An 888-nucleotide genomic window follows, 5' to 3' on the forward strand; every position below is an offset into this window, starting at 1 on the left:
CCCATGCTGGGTCGGTTGCCTACCTGGGCTCCTGTCTGAAAAAAGGTAAGGGCCGGGTCGTGGTTGATGGCCTCGGTGTGCATGGATTTTACGATGCACAGCTCATCTACTATTTTAGCGGTATAGGGAAACAGGTCGCTGACCCAGGCACCGGACTGGCCGTATTGGCTGAAGCCGTGATAGGAGCCCACCAGGGGAAAGGAGGACTGTCCGGCGGTCATGCCGGTGAGGCGCTGTCCTTTCCGGATGGAATCGGGCAGCTCTTCCCCTATCCGCTCGTTGAGCATGGGTTTGTAATCAAAGGATTCCAGCTGACTGGGCGCCCCGTTTTGAAACAGGTAAATCACCCTTTTGGCTTTGGGGGCAAAATGGGGCAGGCTGGCCATCAGTTTGTCGGTGTCCAGTTGGGATTTGCCGTCGAACAGGTCGGGGATAAGCAGTGAGCCCAGGGCCACACTTCCCAATCCCAGGCTCATTTTGGACAGAAACTTCCTTCTGTTTTCATTCAGTCCGCTTTCTAATCTTTCTTTTTCCATATCAGGTCTTGGTAATCGCTTCTTCTACATTGTAAATGGCCACCACTACCTGCATGAGGGCGGCGGTCTCGGGTTTATCGGCTTCCGGCCCCAGGGGGGATTCCCCTTTTTGGACCGTCTCCAGGATTTTTTCGGGTGCTTTCCGGAACCTTTTCAGTTCCTCCCGGTAATATTCCACCAGCAGGTGCAGCTCCTCTTCAGAAGGGGCCCGGCAAATGATCCGGGCAAAGGCTTCCTGAACGGCTTGCTCAGCGTCTTTATCCTCTCCTATGAGCCGGCTTGCCATTACCCTGGATGCTTCCAGCACCAGTGGGTCGTTCAGCATGGCCAGCGCCTGCAGCGGGGTGTTTGT

Annotated in this window: 2 protein-coding genes; both read right to left on the reverse strand. The window is 55.4% G+C overall.

The window, feature by feature from the left end; translation table 11 throughout:
- A partial coding sequence (locus G9Q97_RS24645) for a DUF1501 domain-containing protein (RefSeq protein ID WP_166151941.1) occupies positions 1 to 536 on the reverse strand: 536 nt, incomplete at its 3' end.
- Position 537: 1 nt separating this feature from the next.
- Positions 538 to 888, reverse strand: a 351-nt coding sequence (locus tag G9Q97_RS24650) for a DUF1553 domain-containing protein (RefSeq protein ID WP_166151943.1), incomplete at its 5' end; no start/stop codon positions are given.

The sequence above is a fragment of the Cyclobacterium plantarum genome (assembly GCF_011290685.1).
In the GTDB taxonomy this organism is placed as follows: domain Bacteria; phylum Bacteroidota; class Bacteroidia; order Cytophagales; family Cyclobacteriaceae; genus Cyclobacterium; species Cyclobacterium plantarum.